The following is an 18,242-nucleotide window of genomic DNA, read 5'->3' as shown; positions in this document are numbered from 1 at the left end:
AGGACATATATTCCTTGGTGATTGACGGACAATGTGAAATGTTGACACTATACTTGTATTGGAGGAATGAACAATCATGAATATCTATGACAAAGCCCATGATTTAGCAAAAGCATTGAAGGAAAGCAAAGAGGTAGAGGAAATTACGGCAGCGATGAAGCTGATTGAAACCGACCCGGAAGCCAAGCAAATGCTGGATGATTTCCGTCAGCGTCAAATGGAAGTTCAGCAGCGGATGATGAGCGGCGATATGCCGGCACAGGAAGAGATGGAAAAGATGGAAAAGCTGTTCGAGGTCCTTAGTTTGAACCTCAACATCCGTCGTCTGTTTGATGCCGAACGCCGCCTGAGCGTGATCATTGAGGACGTCAACAAAATTATTTCAGACAGCCTTCAGCATTTGTACGGCTCGTCTATGTAAGTTTGTCTCATATTCCTTCCTGTTCTCTCATAGACTAGATACATAGAGTCACAGGGAGAGGAAGGGATACGATTGGGTTCTCTAAAAAAATGGAAACACGGTTTGTACACTCTGATTGCGCTGGCTATGGTGTTTGTGGCGTTGCCGCGCATCTCGCTTGCAGGCGGTTTGAACTGGGTCAACGGTTTTGGTATCGTATGGGTACTTTTTGCGTTGCTTGTCATCGGCGCGAACCTGCATTTTTTGCTGGGTGTGGATGAGGAAAAGCGCAAAACGCTGGAGCGTGTACGACGGGCCAAAATGCAGCAGTGGCAGATGAAATGGGATAATAAAACGGACAAAAGCAGTATGCTGTGAGCTTTTCGCATTGATTGTTTTGAGCCTGCTCCGATGTCACACATCAAGCACGGTTAAGAAGCGGTTCCCTTGTAAAAAGGGGAATCGCTTTTTGTTATTTCCCAGTAGCGATATCGAAATGAACAAAGGTCTTAAATACAAGGATTTTGTGCTATAATAGATACAGAATGATACAGATTGAACGTTGGGGGTGTAACAGAGTTGGACGGGCTGGATGAAGCAGTTACGAAACATGAGCAGTTATTGCGTCATATCGAGCAGTTGAAAATAGGCTCCAAAATTTCTGTACGCAGGCTGGCTAAAGAGATGAGCGTCAGTGAAGGGACTGCTTATCGCGCTGTTAAGGAAGCAGAAAACCTGGGAATTGTCATTACCAAGGAACGAATCGGAACGGTACGGGTGGAAAAGCGTCCACGCGGTTTGTCCGAGCAGCTGACCTTTGCAGATGTCGTGAATATTGTGGAAGGACATGTGCTGGGCGGAAGCGAGGGGCTGGAGAAGCCTTTGCACAAATATGTCATTGGGGCGATGCGTGAAGAGGCCATGGCCCGTTACATTGATGCAGGCAGTTTGCTGATTGTTGGTAACCGGGAGGATGCACATTCTCTTGCATTGGAGCAGGGAGCAGGCGTGCTGATTACAGGGGGCTTTGGTACGAGCCGGGAGGTCAAGCAGTTGGCCGACCAGATCAGTCTGCCGATTATTTCCTCGCGCCACGATACCTTTACTGTGGCTTCCATGATTAATAGAGCGATATTTGACCGCTTGATCAAAAAGAAAATTATGCTGATCGAAGATATAGCGGCAGGTAAACCGAAGGCACTGACATTAAGAATCAACAGCACGCTCACCGAATTCGAAGAGCTTTCGAAGACGACCGGGCAGTATCATTTTGCCGTAGTTGATGAATGGAACCGTTTAATAGGCATCGTCAGCCGCAAGGATGTGGAAGGACTCCAGCCGGAGCACACGATGGACAAATGCCTGATCCGCAATCCGGTAACGGTCACCTATCAGACTTCGCTGGCCTCAGCCGCGCAGATGATGGCGTGGGAAGGTGTAGACTACTTGCCGGTTGTAGATCGTAATCGCAAACTGTTAGGGTCAGTCACACGGCGTGAGGTGCTGGAGGCGCTGCGTAATGCCCAGAAGCAGCCGCAACTGGGTGAGACGTTCGATCAATTGATTTGGAACGGGTTTGCCGAGGAGCGCAATGAGGACGGCTCGTTATTTTTTCGCGGCTTTATCATTCCGCAGATGGCGACCCATTTGGGTACGATCTCGGAAGGCGTACTGGTTAACGTCATGACACAAGCGGGTTACCGGGCGGCAAGAGACATGAGCGGCAAGGATTATGTGCTCGACAATTTGATGACTTATTTTATCCGGCCGGTACAGATTGAGGATGCAGTCGTACTGCGTCCGTTGCTGCTTGAAATGAGTCGTCGCACCTGCAAGCTGGAAATTTCCATTTTGCGGGAAAACTATTTGGTATGCAAGGCGGTAATGTCGCTTCAATCCATTGAACACGGATAAACGCCAATGGATTGGAGCGGAGAGCGGGGATGAAAAAAATGAGCATGAAAAAATTAACTTAGTGACTTTCGGGAAGCTTTTCCTTCGCCTCCAGCCAAATTTGCAGCACACCTTCCATCACAAGCATCGTTTTGACCTGGATTGTATATTCCTTGTCGCGAACGGTGTATTTTTTTTGATTCAGCAGCATGCGTACCAGTTTGCTGTCGGAGTCAATCTCGAACATATCCCTGCCGCGCAGCACCTCCAAATCCCGAATGACGCGGCGAAGGAGCTCTTTCAGGTTAATGGAGTCTATTTTTTCAGCCGACGTTTCCTCCGCGATCAGCTTGATTTCTTTGACAACGGTCTGGCGATTGCTGTATTTGCGCAGTGTTTTGTTGTCCTCCTGAGCTTGCTGGAGCTGGAATTGAAGATCCTGATTGTTTTTCCAAAGCTCATTGAAGCTGACATGCCAAATGGCATTGTAGACCATCCCCCCGGCAATCATACCTAGTACAAAAACCGAGGATAGTTGCATAAAAGGGCGCAGACGCTCGAAGGGAGGTACTCTCATGATCTTTTCACCTCACAGGCGTCCGTTTCCGCACACCCATTTGACCAGCTCTGTGCCCATATGAGCGCCCAAAAAGGCGAAAATCAAATACAGGATTTGCTTAATGGCAGGTGATAGATTGCCATCTATCATATTGCTCTCGATGACCCGGATCGGGTCCATCGTCCCCCCTACAGCAGCGGCAAGCGCCCATATTTTTATTCTTCCGGCAACCTCCAGCATCGTCTGGGTAGGCGGCTGAAGAGCTATCACCGCTCCCATTCCGCCGAGCATGGCTCCCCCGAGCACGATGCCGAAGGCGATGAAGAAATCGAGTATCGCTTTGGATATAAAAGTGCTCATGCTCTTTTCCTCCTTGTGTGTATACATCAGGCCCGCGCTTGTCCGCCCGGGGTCTGTACTTTTATTGTATGGGCGCTACTAACGCGGATATGATAAAATAGTTTGAAGAAAAACCAGCGGTGAAAGGAAGAGAAGCGCATGAGTTCATTTGTGCATTTGCATGTTCACAGCGAGTATAGCCTGCTGGACGGCGCGGCTCGTACCGCGGAGTTGGTCAAACAGGCTTCAGCTTACGGAATGAAGGCGCTTGCCCTTACGGACCACGGGGTCATGTACGGCGCTATTCCTTTTTATAGAGCGTGTGTGGAAAACGGCATTAAGCCGATTATCGGGTGTGAGGCTTATATTACAGCGGGTTCGCGCAAAGAGCGCGGAAGCCGCAAGGATCAGCCCATATATCATTTAATTTTGCTCGCCAAAAATAAAACAGGCTATCAAAATCTGATGAAGCTATGCTCCATCGGCCATTTGGAGGGCTATCACTACAAGCCGCGCATTGATATGGAAGTGCTGGCTGCCCATCATGAAGGCATCATATGCCTGAGCGCATGCCTGGGCGGTGAAGTACCGCAGCATTTGCTGCATGGCCGGGAAGCCGAGGCCAGACGGGCGGCGGAACGTTACCGGAGCATCTTTGGCGATGATTTTTATCTGGAGCTGCAGGATCACGGTCTGTCGGAGCAAAAGCGTGTAAATCCTCTATTGATTGCGCTGGCAAAAGAATTGGATATTCCACTGGTGGCGACAAATGACGTGCATTATCTGACCGAGCCGGATGCGGATGTCCAGGACGTTCTGATCTGTATCGGGACAGGCAAGACGGTTGACGATGAGGAGCGCTTGCGCATACCGACACGGCAGTTGTATCTGAAAAGCCAGGAGGATATGGCTCGCTTGTTTCCGCATGTGGAAGAAGCCATTGCCAATACGGTGCGTATTGCTGAACAGTGTGAACTGGAGCTGGAGTTCGGCCAGTCCATTTTGCCTGAATATCGCCCGCTGCCGGAAGGCATGACTTCCTCATCCTATTTGCGCAGTTTGTGTATGCAAGGGTTGGAGCATCGCTATGGAAGTGATCCCAGATGGGAGCAGCCAGAGGAACGTGAAAAGCTGGACCAACGGCTGAACTATGAATTGAATACGATAGAGAATATGGGCTTTAGCGATTATTTTCTGATCGTATGGGATTTTATTGCTTTCGCTCATCAGCATAAGATTGCAACCGGACCGGGGCGCGGTTCCTCAGCAGGCAGTTTGGTTGCCTATGTGCTTAACATCACGAATGTCGATCCGATGAAATATAATCTGCTCTTTGAACGGTTTCTGAATCCTGAGCGGATCAGCATGCCGGATATCGATATTGATTTTAGTGACGAACGGCGTGACGAGGTTATTGACTATGTAGTTCAGAAGTACGGGAACGAGCATGTAGCCCAAATCATTACCTTTGGAACGCTGGCGGCGAGAGCCGCAGTCCGTGACGTCGGGCGTGTGTTAAATGTGCCGTATGGCGAGGTAGACAAGGCGGCGAAGCTGATTCCGGCCCAACTCGGAATGAACATCCGCCATGCGCTGGAGATGACCCCGGAGCTGAAGGCGCTGTACGAAACGAAGCCCAAGACACGCGAACTGCTGGATATGGCGATCAAAGTGGAAGGGATGCCCCGCCATGCCTCGACTCATGCTGCGGGTGTCGTCATTTCGCGGACTCCATTGACCGATGCGGTTCCGCTTCAGGAGGGAAGCGAAGGGGTTCCCCTTACACAATATTCAATGGAAAATCTGGAGCGGATCGGTTTGCTCAAAATGGATTTCCTCGGATTGCGCACGCTCTCTATTATTGAGCGCTGTATGCGCTGGATTGCAGAAGAGCATGGAGAAGCGCCTGACTTTAGCCGCATCCCTGATAATGACCCGCATACCTACGATCTGCTGGGTAAAGGAGATACAGGCGGGGTATTCCAGCTTGAGTCGGCTGGCATACGCCGGGTGCTCAAGGATTTAAAGCCGAGTGTTTTCGAGGATGTCATCTCTGTACTGGCTTTGTATCGTCCCGGTCCGATGGGCTTTATTCCTAACTTTATACAAGCCAAGCATGGACAGGTTGAGGTTGCTTATCCGCATCCCGATCTTGAGCCGATCCTGAAGGATACGTACGGCATTATCGTGTATCAGGAGCAAATCATGCAGATTGCTTCGCGCATGGCAGGCTTTTCCCTGGGAGAAGCCGATCTGCTGCGCCGTGCTGTGTCCAAGAAAAAGCGCGAAGTGCTGGATCTGGAGCGCGGCCATTTTGTGAAGGGCAGTGTCAAGCAGGGGTACACGGAGGAGGAAGCCGAAAGGGTTTATGACATGATTGTCCGTTTTGCAGATTATGGCTTCCCGCGTGCCCATGCGGCTGCTTATGGCGTGCTGGCATTCCAGACAGCATATCTCAAGGCCCATTATCGCGTGCAATTTATGGCGTCGATGCTGACAGCCGTCATGGGAAGCCACCGGAAAGTGGCGGAATATGTCGTTGAATGCCGTCGTATGAATATAGCGGTGCTGCCGCCTGATGTGAACGAAAGCGGCGTGCTGTTCACCCCCTTGCCGCAAGGCGACATCCGCTTCGGACTGGCCGCGATTAAAAATGTCGGCACACAGGCAATGGAGAGCATTCTCGCTGTCCGCAAGGAACGGCCATTTGACAGCCTGCTTGATTTTTGCCGACGCGTGGACTTGCGGGTATGCAATAAGAGAGTCATTGAATCGCTCATTCAGGCAGGTGCCTTTGATTCGCTGACAGGGCACCGGGCACAGCTGCTTGCCATGCTGGATGAAACCGTAGATGCAGCTGTCAAGTGGCGAAAGGAACGTGACGATCTGCAAATTGATATGTTTGGTTTTGTGGAAATGCCCAATTGGGATATCGAATATCCCGATGTACCGAAGTTCAGTGCGGGCCAGCAGCTCGAACTGGAACGTGAGCTGCTGGGGCTGTATCTGTCCGGGCATCCGCTGGATGATTTTGAGACGCTGCTGGAAAACAGCCAGGCGGATCGCCTGATGGAACTGGGCGATGTGCCGGATGAAACGGTTGTTGTGACCGCCGGCATGGTGGTGTCGCTCAAGACAATTACGACCAAGCAGGGTAAGGCCATGGCCTTTATAGAGCTGGAGGATCAGATTGAGCGCTGTGAAGTGGTGCTGTTCCCTGAGGTGTGGAAGCGAAGCCAGCAGTGGATTGAAAAGGGAGCGCTGCTGGCGCTGCGTGCCAAAATGCAGCAGCAGGACGAGCACTTCAAGCTCCTCGCAGATGAAACCGCTCCGTTAGCGGAAGATTCGCTGGCACGGCTCCTCCAGCGTCGACGCACCGGGACGCGTCCATCCGCTGCAGCCGGAGCATCCGTGCCAGCGGCTGGCTCTTCTGGCGGGGGAGCGCAGCGCACGCCGTCGACAGCCGCAACGCCTGCTTCGTCGCAGCCCAAGCCGGCTAGTCCCGCCACGGGCGCTTCACCGGGCTCCGCCGCCAAGGCAGCTCAAGGCGGGCAGGCCCCGGCTCCGCGCAGCCCGGAGCGGGAGGCCCGTCAGCGGGTGTTTGTCAAAATCACCCGCCAGGCCGAGGAGGATGCCAGCTTGCTGGTCAGCCTCAAGGCGCTGCTGCAGGAGCATCCCGGTGCGTTGCCTACCGTACTGTTTTATGAGAGCAGCCAGCGTTTGCTGGCCTTGAGCGATGCCTACAGCATCAAGCCTTCGCCCCAGCTTTTTGATCGGATGGAGTCCATGTTGGGTGAAGGCACGGTGAAAGTCAAATGACGGACATGCTTTAATGAACAATTTCCTTCCCTCTCGCATACACTTGGAAAACTGGCGGGACAGCAGCTTCAATACTTATCCTGTACACATGAGTCCTGCACACATGAGGTCCCGCGCGGTGGAAGAACAGAACTGTACGGTGAAGGCGGGAGGGAAACTATGTCCTATGAATATGCTGAGACCCTGTTAAATCGCAGAGGCATTCGTATCGAGTCCATTGCGGACATTGTTTTTCAGCTGCAGCAAAAATATTATCCTCATTTAACTATGGAAGAATGTGTAGACAGTGTCAAAGCGGTATTGCAAAAGCGCGAGGTACAATATACGTTGCTCACAGGCATTGCGATTGATGAGCTGGCCGAAAAAAGACTTCTCCCTGAGCCGCTGCAAGCCATTATGGAGGCAGACGAACCGTTGTATGGGGTGGACGAGACACTGGCTCTTGGAATTACGAGCGTGTACGGCATGATCGGCTTAACCAGCTTTGGATATTTGGATAAGGAAAAGACAGGAATTATTGAACAGTTGAACCAAAAAGGTAGCGGTATTCACGTATTCTTGGACGATCTCGTCGCTGGTTTAGCCGCTGCCGCTTCTTCGCGTATCGCCCATCGGAGCGTTCTAGCCAAGCATTATCCTGCGTCGCCCGACGCTTGATTCGACTGTATGAGCAGAGCGGATAAACTTCTAGGCCCTCCGAAGGAATCTGAACGAGCAGGAGGGCTTTTGTTGCGGGAAAAAAGTAAGGTATGTTATCATGAGTCTATTATATGGGCTCAAAACTTGAGGCTTAGGGGGTAGAAACAAGGCATGTGGACGGTGATTTATATTGCACCGACGGCCAGACTGGCTGACATGATTAAGCTCAAACTGTCTGAAGAAGGTTTTATGGTGCAGACCCGGGCCATTAGCGCGTCCAAGCAACAGTTTGAGATACTTGTGCCTTCGGGCGAAGTCGAAGAAATACAGGAAGTGCTTAATTCGATTTTGCGCCCTTGAGTCCGGAACGGCGGAAGTGACACAGCAGCATGAATGGAACAAAGGATGCACGATCGGCGGTAATGTTTTGCGGACAAGCGTTGACGTGTGTATGAACATAATGCTTAGAGGTGCCGCTACAGACGGCAGAGGACCTTGTATCGGTTACGGCTGACAAATAAACGGCTGGAGAGGTGTAGTTGTGTTTAAAGATTTATTCCAAAAGAAGCGTAAATACGCGACGATCCCTTCGGAACGGGCGCTGAGCGGCGATCAAGCGGACATGCCGGATCGTCCCAAACGGGAGATTCCCGAAGGTCTTATGACCAAATGTGGCAAGTGCGGAAGCATTCAATACAGCAAAGAGCTGGAAAAGAATTTGAAAGTGTGTCCGGTGTGCGGATACCATATGCGTCTCAATGCGATGGAGCGTATTCGCATGGTACTCGACGAGGACACGTTTACGGAATATGATGCTGATATGATTTCAGTTGATCCGCTGGACTTTCCGGGATATGCGAGTAAGCTGGAGCAGCAGACGCTGAAATCCGGCTTGCGAGAGGCTGTCGTTACGGGCGACGGCCTTATTCATGGGCTTCCTGTTGTCGTAGCGGTGATGAGCTTTGACTTTTTTACAGGCAGTATGGGCTCGGTCGTAGGGGAGAAAATTACCCGCGCCATTGAGCAGGCGATTGACAAGCGCTTGCCGCTTATTATCTTCTCCACATCCGGTGGGGCACGTATGCAGGAAAGTATTCTGAGTCTGATGCAGATGGCCAAAACAAGTGCTGCTCTCGCTCGTCTGGACGAGCAGGGTTTGCTTTATATTTCCGTTATCACTGATCCGACTACAGGCGGAGTTTCCGCCAGCTTTGCTACGCTTGGAGATATTAATATTGCAGAGCCGGGTGCTGTATTTGGTTTTGCAGGCCGTATCGTAATTGAGCAGACCATCAGGCAGAAGCTGCCGGATGATTTTCAAACTTCCGAGTTTAATTTGCAGCACGGACAATTAGATATGGTTGTACACCGCAAGGAATTGCGCGATACCCTTGGGCAACTGCTTGATTTACACAGTGTGAAAGGGGTGGAATAGATGGCTGGCGAATTGCCTTATGAAAAGCCCCTGGTCGAGATGCGACAGAAGATCGAAGAACTCAAGCAATTCGGACAGGATAAGCAAATTGATTTTACGGATGAAATTAACCGCCTGGAAGAACGTTATCTCCAGATGGAAGAAGAAATATATACGAACATTACAGCACCGCAAAAGATGCATTTGGCCCGTCATCATCAAAGGCCGACGTCTCTTGATTTGATCGAACAAGTATTTACAGACTTTATTGAATTGCATGGCGACCGCTTGTTTGGAGACGATCTGGCAGTCGTAGGCGGAATTGCCAAGCTGAACGGTATTCCGGTGACCGTTATTGGTCAGCAGCGCGGCAAGGATACCAAAGATAACATTGCGCGTTTTTTTGGTAGTGCGCACCCGGAAGGATTCCGGAAAGGGCTGCGCTTGATGCAGCAGGCTGAAAAATTTAAACGCCCTATTATTACATTTATTGATACGAAGGGCGCTTATCCGGGTAATACAGCAGAGGAGAGAGGTCAATCGGAAGCAATCGCCCGCAATTTGCGAGAGATGGCAAAGCTTTCGGTGCCTGTTATTTGTGTGGTCATCGGCGAGGGTGGAAGCGGCGGTGCGCTTGCGTTTGCGGTCGGCAACCGGGTGCTGATGCTGGAGCATGCCATCTATTCGGCCATCTCTCCAAACGGGGCAGCCTCGATTTTATGGAAGGATGCTTCCAAGGCAGATCAGGCAGCTGAAGCTATGAAAATTACGGCGAATGATCTTCTGCGTCTGGAGGTTATCGAGGACATTGTGCCAGAACCGAGAGGGGGCGCGCATCGCAACTATGAAATGACTGCTGCTGCAATCAAGGAGCTGTTGGAACGTCATTTGGCCGAACTGATGAATATGAGCTGCGATGAATTGAGGGAAGATCGGTATCAAAAATTCCGGAAAATAGGTCAATATACCTTTTTGAAGCCTTCGGAAACTGAGCCTATGTTGTAATACACTGGAAACGAGTAACAAAAAATATGACGAACTTCCTATACAAATAGGAAAAAGTGTAGTAGATTTAATTGTTGGAAAAAGATATAAAGTAACACCTTTGAAAACGGAGGAAAAACCCAAATGCGCAAAACTAAGATTGTATGTACTATCGGTCCTTCCAGTGAGTCGTTGGAAAATGTGAAGAAACTGATTTTGGCTGGTATGAACGTAGCCCGCCTGAATTTCTCTCACGGTGATTTCGAGGAGCATGGCAACCGGATTAAGAATATCCGTCAAGCTTGCAAGGAGCTTAACAAAAACGTTGCTATTTTGCTCGATACGAAGGGGCCGGAAATCCGGACAGGCAAGCTCGAGGTTGAACCTATTGAGCTTGTTCAGGACGAGTTCATTACGCTGACAACGGAAGAAGTTCTTGGTACGAAAGACCGTATCTCCATTACGTACAAGGACCTTCCCTCGGACGTGGAGCCCGGCTCCACCATTCTGATCGACGACGGTCTGATCGGACTCACCGTTATTGAAGTATCAGGCACTGAAATCAAATGCCGCATTGTCAATGGCGGAACGATCAAAAGCAAGAAGGGCGTTAACGTTCCAGGCGTAGCCATTTCCTTGCCTGGTATTACAGAGAAGGATGCTAACGACATCATTTTCGGTATTGAGCAGGACATTGATTTCATCGCGGCTTCTTTTGTTCGTAAAGCAAGTGATGTACTGGAAATCCGTGAATTGCTGGCAAAGCACAACGCTGGTCATATTCAAATCATTTCCAAAATCGAAAATCAGCAAGGTGTTGACAACCTGGACGAAATTTTGGAAGCCTCCGACGGCCTGATGGTTGCCCGTGGTGACCTTGGTGTGGAAATCCCTGCTGAAGAAGTACCTTTGGCGCAAAAACTGATGATTAACAAATGTAATGTAGCCGGCAAGCCTGTTATTACGGCAACACAAATGCTGGATTCCATGCAGCGTAACCCGCGTCCGACTCGTGCGGAAGCAAGTGACGTAGCCAATGCTATTTTTGACGGAACAGACGCAATTATGCTGTCCGGCGAAACAGCTGCGGGTAAATATCCGGTAGAATCTGTACTGACGATGTCCCGTATTGCAGAAAAAGCAGAGTCTTCTCTGAACTACCGTGAATTGTTTAAGAAACAGAGAACGGCGCAAGAAATCAGTATTACGGAGGCAATCAGCCAATCTGTTTCCATTTCTGCGCTTGACCTGCATGCCAAAGCGATCCTGACGTCCACGCAAAGCGGAACAACAGCGCGTATGATTTCCAAATATCGCCCGGAAGCTCCGATTGTCGCTGTGACAACACAGGAAAGAACGGTTCGTCGTCTGGCTCTGATCTGGGGTGTACATGCAGTACAAGGAAGACCGATTGTTGACACAACAGACAGTCTGTTTGACAATGCGCTGGAAGGCGGCCGCAATTCCGGTCTCGTTAAAGAGGGCGATTTGGTTGTGATCACCGCTGGGGTACCGCTTGGCGATTCCGGTTCTACCAACCTGATCAAAATTAGCTGTGTTCCTGCACAAGCATAATTTTATCCTGTTCGGAATAATAAACAGGCTGTATCGTTTGGATACAGCAAGCAAGCAGAGCATTCAGGTCATTGCGACTTGGATGCTCTTTTTGGTGTTCTCTAGTTTCTAATTTTCTGTGCTTCTTGCCGCATGAATTCGAGAAACGCCTGCTGGATCATGCTCTGATGTGTATCACGTTGATACACGATGTTTATATGGTAGCAGTCACTTTCTTCATCAGTCTTAATAACCTCAGTATAAGGAAGCCATTCCACCGTAGGAACACTGTCAATGCTGCTATGAACTCCGCAGGCAGGGAAAAAGGCAAGCGCTTCTCCGCCGCCTACTACTTGCTTAACCGCCTCCCATGAGTTGGTCTCCATAGAGGGCTTAAGCAGAGAAGAATACGAATCGATAGCAGATGCCCCGCTGTATCTCACCCACGCATGCTTGTCCAATATATCAGATCTGTCAACATCGACTGATTTGGAAGTATGCATTTTTTTGTTCCTAATAATTCCAATTCGATCCGTAGCCACTACTTCTGCCACCGTATGCTCCGGTAGAGGGCTCTTATCGTCCAGAAAAACAAAATCAAGCTCTCCCTGCAGCAGCAGCTGTCTGATCGTATCTGGAGCTTGAATGTCCAGTTGAATTCGGCACTCTGGATATAGTTGCGCAAACTTAGCAAGGATAGAGGGCAGGAGGTATGTGCCTGATATCGACTCTGCGCCTAGACGTAATTGAGACTGCGATTCCTCTGTAAGTTCATCTACAGCTTGTCTTGCTTCCTGCTCCAGGGAGATGATCTGCTTTGCGTAAGGCAGCATTCTTTTTCCGGCTTCGGTTAGCATAATTCTGCCTTGTTGAAGAGAGAACAGAGAAACACCCATTTCCTTTTCCAGGCTTTTCATATGAAAGCTGACGGTAGGCTGCTTGACTTGCAAAGCCTCCGCCACATCCGTCGCCTTATGGAATTTATCGATCAGCATCAAAATACGTAATTTTAGAATATTCATGAATCGAACAGATCTCCTTAAATGTCTTAATGTGTGAAGTTTACACTATAGATTAATTATATACCCTAAAACAATTATTCTATCAATATTTTATATTTGTTTTACAAAACCACGCCGTTCATCTAACATTCCAGGCCTACAATGTAAAAGTGTTGATGGTCATAAATAAAAAACCGTCACTTAACTAAGGGGAGGACAATAAAAAATGTTGAAAAAATGGCCGTTCATTCTGATGACTCTCACCATGGTATTTGCACTCGCAGCTTGCGGATCAGGCAACAATGCTGCACCACAAGGAGACGCTGCTAAAGGAACAGAAGATAAAGCAGCTGCTGAACTGACAGGTAACATTCTGGCTGTTGGCTCCACAGCACTTCAACCATTGGTAGAGCAAGCAGGACAAAAATTTATGGCTGTCGATAAATATAAAGGTATTGCAGTTCAAGTACAGGGCGGCGGCAGTGGTACTGGCTTGACTCAGGTTTCCGGCGGGCAGGCGGATATCGGTAACTCTGACGTGTTTGCAAAAGAAAAACTGGAGAGCGGTGCAGATGAGTTGGTCGATCACCAAGTAGCTGTTGTAGCGATGTCAGCAGTAGCAAACCCTAAGGTTGGCGTGACAGACCTGAAGAAAGATCAATTGGTACAAATTTTCACAGGTAAAATCACGAACTGGAAACAAGTTGGTGGTGCGGATCAAAAAATCGTTATTGTAAACCGTCCAAGCAGCTCCGGTACTCGTGCAACATTTGAAAAATACGCTTTGGGACAAAAAACGGAAGATCTGCCTGGCTCCATTCAGGAAGATTCCTCTGGTACAGTGAAAAAGCTGATTGCTGAAACACCGGGTGCTATTGGTTATCTGGCTCTGTCCTACATCGACAACACAGTAACAGCTTTGAAATTCGATGGTGTTGAAGCCAATGTGGAAAATGTAGAGCAAGGTAAGTATCCGGTATGGGCTTACGAGCACATGTACACCAAAGGTGAGCCAAAGGAACATGTAAAAGCATTCCTGGACTACATCCTGTCTGATGAAATCCAGAAATCTGATGTTGTAGACCTGGGATACATTCCAGTATCAGGTATGCAAGTCAAACGCGATGCTGACGGTAACATTACGAAATAAGGAGATATACACCTCCTGTTCGGATGAACGTAGCGAATGCGAAGTATATTCACGAAGAAGAGGCGGACTAGCGTCCGGCCTCTATTCTTCGGTTAAAGGAGTTACAGTATGGAACCAGTTGAAGGGAAGGCATTCATGGAACAGAATAAACGTTCCCAGGTTATGAAAGAAAGACATTACTGGGAAGAATGGACCGGCCGCATTTATACGTCGGTTTGTGTCGTTTTTTTAGTTGCAGTCATTGTCTCCATCGTATATTTTGTTGCCTCCAAAGGTGTAGCTACATTTGCGATGAATGGAGTCAGTCTAAGTGAGTTTTTCTTTGGCACCAAATGGAGCCCGGACGGTGAACCCGCTTCCTTCGGCGCGCTTCCATTCATTACGGGCTCTTTTGCCGTTACTATATTGGCTGCCTTGATCGCCAGTCCGCTTAGCTTGTGCGCAGCTTTGTTTATGACGGAAATCGTGCCGAAATCGGGTAAACGTATCCTTCAGCCTGCGATTGAACTATTATCCGGTATTCCGTCTGTAGTATATGGCTTTGTCGGCTTGACTGTGATCGTTCCGCTGCTGCGGAATGTGTTCGGGGGACAAGGCATCGGTATTCTGGCAGGCTGTCTTGTGTTGTCTGTGATGATTTTGCCGACCATTACGAGTATTATGGCGGATGCGTTGTCCTCCTTGCCAGGAGGTCTGCGTGAATCCTCTTACGCTTTGGGGGCTACCCGCTGGCAGACCATTGCACGCGTCATTATTCCGACGCTGCTGCCCGCGCTTTTGACAGGGATTATTCTCGGTATGGCTCGTGCGTTTGGGGAGGCGTTGGCTGTGCAGATGGTGATCGGGAATGCACCACACATACCAAGCTCTTTGCTGGAATCCGCTTCGACCTTGACCAGCGTTATTACACTTAGCATGGGCAACACAGCCATGGGCTCGGTTCATAACAATGCTCTTTGGAGCATGGCGCTTGTGCTGCTGCTCATGACATTTATCTTTGTGCTGCTGGTAAGGCTGCTCGAAAGGAGAAACCGGATTTGATGAGAGCTAAAACAACCGATAAGATTGCAACCTTTGTCATCTGTTTCTTTGCCTTGTTCATTGTTGCGCTTTTGGTAGGATTATTGGGATTCATTTTAGCACGTGGAGTAAGTCACATTTCCTTTGACTTTTTAACGAGTGCTCCCCAAACGTTACGTGCAGGTGGAGGCATTGGCCCGCAGCTATTTAACTCTGTATTTTTGCTGATCTTGACTTTGATTATTACCATTCCGATTGGCTGGGGTGCCGGTATTTACATGGCGCATTACGCAAAGCCGGGAAAAATTACGGACTTCATACGACTTGTCGTCGAAGTACTGTCTTCCTTTCCGTCCATCGTCATCGGTTTGTTCGGACTTTTACTTATCGTAAATACGTTTAATTTTGGTTTTTCCCTGTTATCAGGAGCCTTGGCCTTGGCAGTATTCAATCTGCCGCTGATGGTTCGTACAACAGAACAGGCTTTCCGGGCTGTACCCAAGGAGCAAAAGGAAGCCGGGCTTGCGCTCGGATTATCCAAATGGAAAATCATCACCTCTATTTTGCTGCCCGCTGCGTTGCCAAGCTTGATTACGGGGACGATTTTGGCCGCAGGCCGAATTTTCGGGGAAGCTGCCGCATTGCTGTTTACAGCAGGGATGAGTACGCCGCCGCTTGACTTTACGGATTGGAATCCATTGCATGCCAGATCGCCTATTAATCCGATGCGACCTGCCGAAACGCTCGCTGTGCATATTTGGAAGGTAAACAGTGAAGGTATTGCTCCTGATTCCAAGGATATCGCCGCAGGCGCTTCCGCGGTACTGGTACTGCTCGTACTTGTCTTCAACCTGAGTGCAAGATGGTTTGGAAGAGTCGTTTACCGCCGCTTGACTGCTGCCAAACGTATGGATTAGAAAGGGGATGGGGAATATGGAACAAGTGATTACGCGAACGGCACAACCCGCAGCACCAGCAACACCCGTTCAATCTACGCGCTCGGAACAACTTGCGGGGCAACCGCCGCATCCATTCAGCACCGAGGATTTGAGTATTTATTATGGCAGCTTTGAAGCTGTAAAAAAAGTAAATCTGGCTTTTCCCGAGCAAACAGTCACCGCCCTGATCGGGCCCTCCGGTTGTGGCAAGTCGACCTTTTTGCGCTCACTTAACCGCATGAACGACGAGATTGCATCTTCCTCTACAACAGGACACATCTGGATGGATGGGCAGGATTTGACCGCACCGGGAACGGACGTAATCAAGCTGCGTCAGCAAATTGGCATGGTGTGGCAGCGTCCCAACCCTTTTTATAAATCTATTTACAATAATATTGCCTTCGGTCCCAAATACCGGGGTGTGCGCAAAAAGAAGCAGCTTGATGAAATCGTGGAAAGCAGCCTGCGCAAGGCAGCGCTGTGGGATGAGGTTAAGGATCGCCTGCATGATTCCGCACTGGCTCTGTCTGGCGGGCAGCAGCAGCGGCTTTGTATTGCACGTGCGCTATCCGTAGAGCCGAAAATTTTGCTGTTGGATGAACCGGCCTCTGCACTGGACCCTGTGTCTACAGGCAAGATTGAAGAGCTCATTACCGAATTGAAAAAAGAGCTGCGCATCGTTATTGTGACGCATAATATGCAGCAGGCTGCACGAATTTCCGATTATACTGCTTATTTTTATATCGGAAACCTGGTTGAGCATGGAAAGACAAATGATATTTTTACTAACCCTGAAAATGAGTTGACCCAGGAGTACATTATGGGCCGCTTTGGGTAAGGGCTAGTTGCTATCCGCTTACCATATATATGCAATACGCAAAGCCTTCTACTAATACAGTATTAGTAGGAGGCTTTTTATGATTCAATGCAGATGACACGCCTTCATGAGAGCGTTCGCCTTTAAGTCTATTATTTTCAATTAGTTTAATTTATTACTAAGAATTTAATTTATAACTAAAATAAAACATATTGATCAATTGGGTAATTTTTCATATAATACAACTATCTATTTATCATGCATAAATAGTGGTCCAGTATCCCTAACTCTCAAAGTGAAATTCCAGCAAGAATAGATCGGGTTAAACTGAACAGAATTTACCCATCAAAAGAACAAAGGAGAGATTCAAGTGAAGAAGAAAATATGTTCGACCGCAAAAATGCTAGCGCTTTCAGGCGTGGCGATTACAGTAACGTCAGGACTCCTAAGCCCCTCATGGGCTACAGCGCAGGAGATTGCGACGGGTACAAGTGATTCGGTACGTGAATCGTCCACTGCTCCTTATGAGCTTACAACGGATTCTGCTGTTGTACAGGATGTTTATGGTGACGATGTAAATGCTGGCGATTTGGAACGCGGGCAATTCAGGGGACTATTGGCAGTGAAACCAACTGCAACTGTTAATACAGATAGTCTGCTGGACAAGTACCGTGATTTTAGTAAATTTTCTACGGGGAACACAGCCAAGGATACTACACTTGCCTTGAATATTGTATCGTGGCAAATGCCGCACGGCGGATTCTTCAAAGCGATGGAAAAGAATTATAAATCCAAATGGAATGGCAAGACTGCACGCTCTACCTGGAAGAGCAAGGATGGTGTCGAGCTCGGGACATTTGATAATGAAGCCACGACAACCGAGATTCGCTTTTTGGCGGATGTATACAAAAAAACAAAAAACAAAGACATTAAGAACAGCGTACAAAAAGCAGTTGACTTCGTTTTAACCTCTCAATATTCCTCCGGCGCGTGGCCGCAAGTATACCCTAAACGTGGTAATTATTCTGATGCCGCAACCTTCAACGATGATGCAATGGTTAGAGTTATGGTACTGGCTGATGACATTGTGAACAAGAAGCAGCCGTTTGATAGCGATATTCTTGATAACACGTATCGCTCCAGACTCCAGCAGGCTCTTAATAAAGGCGTACAGTATACGATTAAAGCTCAAATTGTAAACAATGGCACACCAACGATCTGGGGAGCACAGCATGATCCGTTTACTTATGAATCTGTTGGGGCCCGAGCATATGAGCTTCCATCCAAAACAACGACGGAATCGGTAGGCATTACGGCCTTCTTGATGTCCCAGCCGCAAACGGCTGAGGTGAAAAAGGCGGCACAGAGTGCCTTGAAATGGTTGGACACGAATCGGATCGACGGTATCAAATACAATCGTAAAGGTCCGGAGTTTTTCCAAAAGGATGCATCAAGCGTCATGTGGTATCGATTCTACAATGTGGAAGATAATAAGCACTTCTTCTCTGACCGAGATGGCAAAAAGTATACAGATATCATGAAAATCAGTGAGGAGAGACGGCTTGGCTATGCTTGGGCAGGAAGCCAGGCAAAAAGTCTGTTGGCTGCGGCTTCGGAAAGCGGATATTACAAATTGTCCAAGCCGCTGCCTAAATAATAAGTGAACATGTAACCATAGTTGAGAGGGCGGACCGTTTGGTCGGCTCTCTTTTTGT

General features: G+C 48.8%; 17 protein-coding genes. 14 read left to right on the top strand and 3 right to left on the bottom strand.

Features of this window, described 5'->3' with window-relative positions; all coding sequences use genetic code 11:
* The first annotated feature begins 76 nt into the window (after positions 1-76).
* From B4V02_RS17105 to B4V02_RS17095, 3 genes are all read left to right on the top strand, one after another.
* Positions 77-421: a YlbF/YmcA family competence regulator gene (locus B4V02_RS17105; RefSeq protein ID WP_025717648.1), complete on the top strand. Its 345-nt coding sequence runs from the start codon at positions 77-79 to the stop codon at positions 419-421.
* Between the two features lie 72 nt (positions 422-493).
* Positions 494-778, top strand: coding sequence for a hypothetical protein (locus tag B4V02_RS17100; protein ID WP_007429673.1), 285 nt, complete (start codon positions 494-496; stop codon positions 776-778).
* A gap of 201 nt (positions 779-979) precedes the next feature.
* Positions 980-2,314 carry a DRTGG domain-containing protein gene (locus B4V02_RS17095; RefSeq protein ID WP_094155701.1) on the top strand — a complete coding sequence of 445 codons (1,335 nt, stop codon included), beginning with the start codon at positions 980-982 and terminating at the stop codon, positions 2,312-2,314.
* Positions 2,315-2,372: 58 nt separating this feature from the next.
* On the opposite strand, the gene B4V02_RS17090 is transcribed toward B4V02_RS17095, so the two are convergent.
* Together B4V02_RS17090 and B4V02_RS17085 are read right to left on the bottom strand one after the other, a co-directional pair.
* Positions 2,373-2,870: a sporulation membrane protein YtrI gene (locus tag B4V02_RS17090; protein ID WP_007429675.1), complete on the bottom strand. Its 498-nt coding sequence runs from the start codon at positions 2,868-2,870 to the stop codon at positions 2,373-2,375.
* Between the two features lie 12 nt (positions 2,871-2,882).
* Positions 2,883-3,212, bottom strand: coding sequence for a YtrH family sporulation protein (locus B4V02_RS17085; protein ID WP_094155700.1), 330 nt, complete (start codon positions 3,210-3,212; stop codon positions 2,883-2,885).
* Between the two features lie 138 nt (positions 3,213-3,350).
* Between B4V02_RS17085 and B4V02_RS17080 the strand changes: the two genes are divergently transcribed.
* The 6 genes from B4V02_RS17080 (at position 3,351) to pyk (ending at position 11,622) form a co-directional block, all read left to right on the top strand.
* Positions 3,351-7,010: a DNA polymerase III subunit alpha gene (locus B4V02_RS17080; protein WP_094155699.1), complete on the top strand. Its 3,660-nt coding sequence runs from the start codon at positions 3,351-3,353 to the stop codon at positions 7,008-7,010.
* A 159-nt stretch (positions 7,011-7,169) separates the two neighbouring features.
* Entirely contained in the window at positions 7,170-7,667 is a 498-nt protein-coding gene (locus B4V02_RS17075; protein ID WP_007429679.1) for a phosphatidylglycerophosphatase A family protein, read from the top strand.
* A gap of 153 nt (positions 7,668-7,820) precedes the next feature.
* Positions 7,821-8,009, top strand: a complete 189-nt coding sequence (locus B4V02_RS17070) for a hypothetical protein (RefSeq protein WP_007429680.1) — start codon at positions 7,821-7,823, stop codon at positions 8,007-8,009.
* Positions 8,010-8,190: 181 nt separating this feature from the next.
* On the top strand, positions 8,191-9,084 hold the full coding sequence (gene accD, locus B4V02_RS17065; RefSeq protein WP_007429681.1) for an acetyl-CoA carboxylase, carboxyltransferase subunit beta: 894 nt from the start codon (positions 8,191-8,193) through the stop codon (positions 9,082-9,084).
* Positions 9,085-10,068, top strand: a complete 984-nt coding sequence (locus tag B4V02_RS17060) for an acetyl-CoA carboxylase carboxyltransferase subunit alpha (protein WP_007429682.1) — start codon at positions 9,085-9,087, stop codon at positions 10,066-10,068.
* Between the two features lie 123 nt (positions 10,069-10,191).
* Positions 10,192-11,622 carry a pyruvate kinase gene (pyk, locus tag B4V02_RS17055; RefSeq protein ID WP_094155698.1) on the top strand — a complete coding sequence of 477 codons (1,431 nt, stop codon included), beginning with the start codon at positions 10,192-10,194 and terminating at the stop codon, positions 11,620-11,622.
* A 101-nt stretch (positions 11,623-11,723) separates the two neighbouring features.
* Here pyk and B4V02_RS17050 read toward each other — a convergent pair whose 3' ends face one another.
* Positions 11,724-12,623 (bottom strand): LysR family transcriptional regulator, encoded by a 900-nt coding sequence (locus B4V02_RS17050; protein WP_094155697.1) that lies wholly within the window; start codon positions 12,621-12,623, stop codon positions 11,724-11,726.
* A 205-nt stretch (positions 12,624-12,828) separates the two neighbouring features.
* On the opposite strand from B4V02_RS17050, the gene B4V02_RS17045 reads away from it, so the two are divergent.
* From B4V02_RS17045 to pelA, 5 genes are all read left to right on the top strand, one after another.
* On the top strand, positions 12,829-13,752 hold the full coding sequence (locus B4V02_RS17045; RefSeq protein ID WP_007429685.1) for a phosphate ABC transporter substrate-binding protein PstS family protein: 924 nt from the start codon (positions 12,829-12,831) through the stop codon (positions 13,750-13,752).
* A 108-nt stretch (positions 13,753-13,860) separates the two neighbouring features.
* Entirely contained in the window at positions 13,861-14,793 is a 933-nt protein-coding gene (gene pstC, locus B4V02_RS17040) for a phosphate ABC transporter permease subunit PstC (protein ID WP_094155696.1), read from the top strand.
* A complete protein-coding gene (pstA, locus tag B4V02_RS17035; protein WP_007429687.1) occupies positions 14,793-15,689 on the top strand; it encodes a phosphate ABC transporter permease PstA in 897 nt (298 codons plus the stop codon). The genes pstC and pstA overlap by 1 nt, the downstream gene beginning before the upstream one ends.
* A gap of 16 nt (positions 15,690-15,705) precedes the next feature.
* Positions 15,706-16,548, top strand: coding sequence for a phosphate ABC transporter ATP-binding protein PstB (pstB, locus tag B4V02_RS17030; protein WP_007429688.1), 843 nt, complete (start codon positions 15,706-15,708; stop codon positions 16,546-16,548).
* A 349-nt stretch (positions 16,549-16,897) separates the two neighbouring features.
* A complete protein-coding gene (gene pelA / locus B4V02_RS17025; RefSeq protein ID WP_370629369.1) occupies positions 16,898-18,184 on the top strand; it encodes a pectate lyase in 1,287 nt (428 codons plus the stop codon).
* The last annotated feature ends 58 nt before the right edge of the window (positions 18,185-18,242 follow it).

Origin of the sequence: Paenibacillus kribbensis, from assembly GCF_002240415.1 — a bacterium.
GTDB lineage: Bacteria > Bacillota > Bacilli > Paenibacillales > Paenibacillaceae > Paenibacillus > Paenibacillus kribbensis.
This window is presented reverse-complemented; position numbering and strand designations above follow the sequence as displayed.

Coding starts and splice junctions, on each gene's coding strand:
- B4V02_RS17105 (WP_025717648.1), top strand. CDS start 77: ATGAATATCTATGACAAAGCCCATGATTTAGCAAAAGCATTGAAGGAA.
- B4V02_RS17090 (WP_007429675.1), bottom strand. CDS start 2,870: ATGAGAGTACCTCCCTTCGAGCGTCTGCGCCCTTTTATGCAACTATCC.
- B4V02_RS17085 (WP_094155700.1), bottom strand. CDS start 3,212: ATGAGCACTTTTATATCCAAAGCGATACTCGATTTCTTCATCGCCTTC.
- B4V02_RS17080 (WP_094155699.1), top strand. CDS start 3,351: ATGAGTTCATTTGTGCATTTGCATGTTCACAGCGAGTATAGCCTGCTG.
- B4V02_RS17075 (WP_007429679.1), top strand. CDS start 7,170: ATGTCCTATGAATATGCTGAGACCCTGTTAAATCGCAGAGGCATTCGT.
- B4V02_RS17070 (WP_007429680.1), top strand. CDS start 7,821: ATGTGGACGGTGATTTATATTGCACCGACGGCCAGACTGGCTGACATG.
- B4V02_RS17060 (WP_007429682.1), top strand. CDS start 9,085: ATGGCTGGCGAATTGCCTTATGAAAAGCCCCTGGTCGAGATGCGACAG.
- pyk (WP_094155698.1), top strand. CDS start 10,192: ATGCGCAAAACTAAGATTGTATGTACTATCGGTCCTTCCAGTGAGTCG.
- B4V02_RS17050 (WP_094155697.1), bottom strand. CDS start 12,623: ATGAATATTCTAAAATTACGTATTTTGATGCTGATCGATAAATTCCAT.
- B4V02_RS17045 (WP_007429685.1), top strand. CDS start 12,829: ATGTTGAAAAAATGGCCGTTCATTCTGATGACTCTCACCATGGTATTT.
- pstC (WP_094155696.1), top strand. CDS start 13,861: ATGGAACCAGTTGAAGGGAAGGCATTCATGGAACAGAATAAACGTTCC.
- pstA (WP_007429687.1), top strand. CDS start 14,793: ATGAGAGCTAAAACAACCGATAAGATTGCAACCTTTGTCATCTGTTTC.
- pstB (WP_007429688.1), top strand. CDS start 15,706: ATGGAACAAGTGATTACGCGAACGGCACAACCCGCAGCACCAGCAACA.